This is a genomic window from uncultured Amaricoccus sp. (genome assembly GCF_937891315.1).
Lineage (GTDB): Bacteria > Pseudomonadota > Alphaproteobacteria > Rhodobacterales > Rhodobacteraceae > Amaricoccus.
Window position 1 is genome coordinate 1 of record NZ_CALAGI010000145.1, and the last position, 5,638, is coordinate 5,638.

Here is a 5,638-nt window from a genome sequence, read left to right on the forward strand (position 1 = left end):
CGATCCGTCCGCGCGGACCGGGCGCGACCGTCGTCCGGCCGGTGGCGGCGAGGTCTCCCCGCCCGGGCCTCACGCCCGAAAGCCTCACGCCCGAAAGCCTCACACCCGAGAGCACCGCGCCCGGGCCGGTGGCGCCGCCGCCGCTGGTCGCCGATGCGCGTCCGGTTCCCGTCCCCAAGCCGCGCCCGGTCCTTGGCGGCCACCGCGGTTCGCTGGCCGCGATCTTCCTCGCCGGTGTGCTCGGCGGCGGAATCGCCGTCTGGCTGGTTCCCTCGGCGCCCGGACAGCGAAGCGCCGAGGCGCCGAGCCCGGGGCGCGAGGTCGCGGCGCCGGTCGAGGTGGCGGTGTCGCTCGTCGCGCCAACGACCATGGACGAGGGACCGGCGGCGCTCGCACCCGACGCCGGAGCCGCCCCGGTCGGACCCGGCGGCGTAACCGCGGCTCCCCGCGCCGGCGAGCCGGGCGCCCTCAGTCCGCCGCTCGTCGAGGCGGCGCCCGCGCGGCCCGTCGCTCCGGCGGCGGCCCCCGACTTCACGGGCGCCGCGCCGATCGAACTCGCGGGTCTCGCGCCGGAGGATCACGAGGCGCTGCCGAATTTCGCCCGGTTCGCCGCCGCCGGTGGTCGGACCCCCGCCGCGCCCCCCGCGCCCGGGATCGAGGCGCCGCTGCCCGACGCCGCGACCCGTCCCGCGGTCGCGCCATCGCTGGCCGGAGCTCCCGCTCCGGCCGTGGGGTCGCTGGCCGGGGCTCCCGCTCCGGCCGTGGGAACGGCGCGCGTCTTCGTGCATTTCCCGCCGACCGCCGCCGCCGAGGCCGACGCGGCGCTTGCCACGCTGCGCGCCGCCGGCGTCGGCGAGGCGACGCTGGTGCCGGGGCGGGTCCCGGTCGGCACCAGCAACGTGCGCTATTTCCACGAGGCCGACCGCGAGGCGGCGCTCGACGTGGCGAGGCTCCTCGCCCCGTCGGCCGGCGCGGTGCCCGAGGCCCGCGACTTCACGGGCTTTCGCCCGCGACCGGATTCGGGGTTGGTCGAGGTCTGGTTCGCGGGCGAAGCGCCCGCCGCCGCCGCGCCCGCCGCCGCCGGGCGAAAGACCGTCGCCGTCGCCGCGCGCGCTCCGGCGACGACCCCCCGGGTCGCCCGCCAGCAGGAGGCCGAGGCCGAGGCGGTGCAACGCATCCTGCTCGAACGCGCGGTCGAACGCATGCTGAAGGATCGGATGCCGCGCGGCTGAGGCAAGCGCGTCGGAGCGGCGCGCGCGCCACGCCACGCCACGCCACTTATACTCGCAAGATCAGCAATCTGCGGGGTTTCGCTCGGCGCCCGATCAAAGCGCGGCGTTTCCCCGCCTACGCCCCGCCGCGCGGCTTTTCTCCGGCGCGGTCCTGCACTATGGCTTTTCGTGAGTGGGTATGAGGGGATCGCGCGTCGGTCCCGCTGTGGGGTTGAATGAGACGGAAGGTCGCCGTCACGGTGTCAGCGATGATTCTCGCCGCGCAGCTTGGCAGCCCGCTGGCGGCCGCCGTGCCGACCTCGGAGCAACTGGGCGAGATCGCGAACTATCTCGAGACGAACGACGTCGAGGCGCTGCGCGCCTTCCTGCAACTGCATCCGGAGCTTCTGGACGAGGATACGCCGCTGGCGAGACTCCTCGCCGAATTCATGAGCCAATCCGACGACATGGCAGGCTTCCTCGGCCTGGAGTTCGACCTGCGCGACGCGCTGCGCGGGCCGGCGTCGCAACTCCCTCCTGAATCATCGGACAGGCAGGAACCGCCGGGCGAGGTGATCTACTGATGGAGCGCCGATGAGCGCGGTCGCCGCTCCCGGTGAGCCGGTGGCACCAGGCGCCCCGCGGCTCGCCTGGGCGGCGCCGCGCGCGGGGGAGCGGTTGACCCTCCTCGTCGAGCCGCGGTTTCCCGGCGGCACGGCGGCGGCGGTCGCGGCCGAGATTCGCGCGCTCGCTCCCTCGTTCGACCTGCGGGTCGTGGCGCTCGAAACCGCGATGTTCAAGGACCGCGAGGTCAATCCCCGGCTCGCCGAGGCGCTGGCCGCCACCGGCGTCGAGATGATCCCGCCGCCTTCGGTGATCCGTGCCGACACCGTCGTCCTGCACAACCCCGCTTGCCTCAAGTTCGAGCGCGCGCCCTTGCCCCGGATCAGCTGCCAGCGCGCCTTCGTGGTGACGCATGAGAATTTCCTGCGCCCGAACGGCGCCGAGGGTTTCGACATCGCCGGCTGCCTCTCCCGGATCGACGACAGCCTCGTCGCCGGCCGGCGTTGGCTCGCGCCGGTGTCGGACTGGAACCGCGCCGGAGTCGCGGACTGGCTCGCCGCCGCCGGAAGCCGATGGCGGCTCGCCGATTTCGACTGGGCGAACATCTGCGATTTCGATCTCCTGCCGCCGACCGACCGTCCGCGCGACCGCCGCGGCCGCCATTCGCGCCCTGGCCTCGAGAAGTTTCCGGACCGCGACACCATGCTCCGGCACTTCCCCGCCGGGGCCGAGATCTGTGCCATCCTCGGCGCCGACGGGTTTCTCGACGATCCGGAGGGCCCACCGCGCCACTGGAAGGCGCTGCGCTTTGGCGAGACCGAGGTGGCGAGCTTTCTTGGCGAGATCGATTTCTTCGTCTATTTCACCAATGCGATGTGGCGCGAGAGCTTCGGCCGTGTCATCGCCGAGGCGATCGCCGCCGGCAAGCTGGTGATCACCGATCCGGGCACGGCGGCGACCTTCGGCGCGGCGGTGGTGGCCTCGGACGGCGGCGACGTCGATGCGATCATCGCGCGGTTCATCGCCGAGCCCGGGCGCTACCAGGCGTTCGTCCGGGCGGCGCAGGCATCGCTGGCGCGGTTCCGGCCGGAGAGCTTCGTCCGGACGGTGCGCGCCGGCCTCGAGCGGAGCGGAGCGGGGGTCGATGTTCTGGTGTGAGACCGGGGGCGAGACGCCGAGGGACTACGACGCCCTCGCGCTGTTCGTCGCCCAGCTCGCCGCCGCCGGCCTGCCCGCCGCGGTCGATGCGCGGGCGGTGCCGGACGGGCTGTCGCGCTATGTCCAGTTCGAGCTCGCGCCCTATCTGCGCGACGGCCCGCCCGGGCCGCGGGATACCGTGGTCATCGTCGGCGCCCATCGGCTGACCGACGGCCGGCTCACCCGGCTGCGAAGGCTGCGCGGCGGCGCCGACCGACGCGTCGTCGCACTCGGCGCCTTCGAGACGCGGCAGGCGGTGACCGGGGTCAAGGCGCGGCTCTCCTATGTCTTCGGTCAGGATCCGCTGACCCTGGAGTCGGGAGCGGATGGCGGCGACTGGCGGGATTTCGGCGTCGCCACCCCGCGCGAGATCTCGCCCCTGCCGCGCCTGCTCCTCGTGGCGCCCGACCTGCGCGAACGCGCGCAGGCCTCGGCGCTGGTGGGCCTCGCGCTGTCGCCGCGGTTCCGGGTCGCGGTGCTGACCGACGGCAAGTCCAAGCAGGAATGGCAGGCCGCGCACGGTGCCGAAATCCCCTTCTACCAGTTCGCCGAGGCGACGCCGGCCAGCCTCGCCGCGCGGGTCGAGATCTGCGTCGCCTTCGGACCCTTCGCCCAGAACCCGCGGGCCCGCGCACTGATCGCCAATCTCGCGGTCGGCGGCGCGGCGCTGATCGACGCGACGCCGGACCACGCGACGGCGCGGACGAGCGACGCCTTCGTCCGCGGGCCGCTGGATCTGCTGGCGCTCGGGCCCTTCGTCACCGACGAGATCCTGCCGAACCTCGCGCGGATCACCGACCATGCGCGGGCGTCGCGTTTCGCCGCGGCGCGGGATCCGCGCCCGCTGTCGCGCCTGCTCGAAGCCGGGCCGGCGCCCGCGCCGCGCCAGCCCGCCGCCGGACCGGCGCGCATCCTCTTCTATCCGACCAACGGCGTCGGCCTCGGCCATGCCCAGCGCTGCGCGCTCATCGCCCGCGCGCTCGCGCCGGCCCGGGCCGCGCCGGTCTTCGCCGCCTTCCCGAGCTGCGCGCGTCTGGTCAAGGCGCATGGGTTCGATGTGATGCCGCTGATCGCGCGCAGCGGCCAGCATGCGCAGAGCCACGAGAACGACCTTGCCAACTATGTCCGCCTGTGCGCGCTCGGGGGCGGCGCGCGAACGCTGGTGTTCGATGGCGGCCATGTTTTCGACTCGGTCTATCGGACCATCCTCGAGCAGCGGCTGCGCGGCGTCTGGATCCGCCGCGGCCTCTGGCAGGCGAGCCAGGACAATTCGGTGGCGCTCGACCGCGAGAAGGTGTTCGACCGGGTGATCGTGCCGAGCGAGGCCTTCGAGGAGCTGAACGCCACATACTCTCGCGGCGATCATCTGCGGATGGTCGGCCCGATCGTGCAGCGGCTGGCGCTCGACCCGGCGCAGCGCGCCGACCTGCGCGACCGGCTCGCCGCCCGCTTCGGCCAGCCGTTCCGGCGGCTGGTGGTCTCGCTGCTCGGCGCCGGCGTGGCGGCGGACCGCGGCGCCCAGCTGCAGGCGCTCTGCGGCATGATGGAACGGCGGACGGACGTCCTGCATCTCATCGTCGTCTGGCCGACCGCGGTGCTGCAGCCGGTCTGGTTCGGCTGGCGGCGCAGCCGGGTGGTAAAGACGCATTCGGCCGGCGCGCTGGCGGTGGCGGCGGATTTCTGCGTCGGCGCCGCCGGCTACAATTTCTTCCACGAGGCGCTCTACAACCGGGTGCCGGCGGTCTTCGTGCCGCAGACCGGCTCCTACATGGACGACCAGCGCGCCCGCGCCCGCGCCGCCCGCGACCGCGGGCTCGCCGGCCTCGCCGAGCCGGGCGCGCTGATGGCGCTGGAGCGCGAAGTCGGCCGGTTCCTCGACGGCGGCGCCGAAGAGGAGGCGCGGACCCGGCTCGCCGCGCTCGACCTGCCGGAGCCGGGGACCGAGCGCGCCGCGCGCCTGATCGAGGAGGTAAGCGATGGACCCGCAACGCTGGAACGCGATCCTGTCGCGGATTACCCCGCTTGACGCGGAGGATATCGACGATCTGACCCGCGCCTTTGATCCGCGGCGGACCCCGCCCGGGCGCGATCTCTTCCCCGAGATCGCGCCGGCGCCGATGCCAGGCACCGCGATGAAGCGGGCCGACGCGGTCGCGGTCGGCCTCCGGGTGCCGTCGTCGCCGGCCGACGCCTTCGACCGGGCGCTGCGGCTCGCCGCCTTCGCGCTCGAACGCGATGTCGAGGTGGTCATCCTGTCGGCCGACGACACGAGCGGCTTCGAGCGCTTCGGCTTCCGCGCCGAGCGCCTCCCACCCGCCAGCGCGCCCGGCGCGAGCGCGTGGGAGGAACAGGTTCGCCGCTTCTGGAACATCGACCTCGTCCTCTGACCGCGCCCGTCGCCCGGCGGTGACCCGCGCCGCGCCGGCCGGTCCGTCCTCGCAAGTCGGACGCCCCGGGCGGCGCGCGCATTGGCGCCTCCCGCCACGAACCGCGGGCCCCCCTCCTTCTAAGCGCCCCTCGCTGACCCGGGGCTCAGCCCCCCAGTGCGTCGGAAGCCTTGCGCGATCCCGTCGCCCCTGAGACGGCTTCCTGATCGGTTCGGATCGAGATGTTTCCGCGGACCGCTCTTGGGGGGCGCCAGTGGCGCGCCCGCGGTCCGCGCGCCC

At 74.1% G+C, this 5,638-nt stretch carries 4 protein-coding genes and 1 pseudogene; all 5 read left to right on the forward strand.

Translation table 11 applies throughout. From position 1 onward, the window contains the following. Positions 1-1,232 (forward strand): annotated as a pseudogene (locus tag Q0480_RS14565) (hypothetical protein); the annotation flags it as partial. Between the two features lie 215 nt (positions 1,233-1,447). Further along, a complete protein-coding gene (locus Q0480_RS14570) occupies positions 1,448-1,795 on the forward strand; it encodes a hypothetical protein (protein WP_299134007.1) in 348 nt (115 codons plus the stop codon). Between the two features lie 10 nt (positions 1,796-1,805). After that, complete coding sequence (locus Q0480_RS14575) at positions 1,806-2,933, forward strand: hypothetical protein (RefSeq protein WP_299134008.1); 1,128 nt, start codon at positions 1,806-1,808, stop codon at positions 2,931-2,933. Then, a complete protein-coding gene (locus tag Q0480_RS14580) occupies positions 2,920-4,998 on the forward strand; it encodes a hypothetical protein (protein WP_299134009.1) in 2,079 nt (692 codons plus the stop codon). Before Q0480_RS14575 ends, Q0480_RS14580 begins: the two co-directional genes overlap by 14 nt. Further along, positions 4,949-5,359: a hypothetical protein gene (locus Q0480_RS14585; RefSeq protein WP_299134010.1), complete on the forward strand. Its 411-nt coding sequence runs from the start codon at positions 4,949-4,951 to the stop codon at positions 5,357-5,359. Before Q0480_RS14580 ends, Q0480_RS14585 begins: the two co-directional genes overlap by 50 nt. The last annotated feature ends 279 nt before the right edge of the window (positions 5,360-5,638 follow it).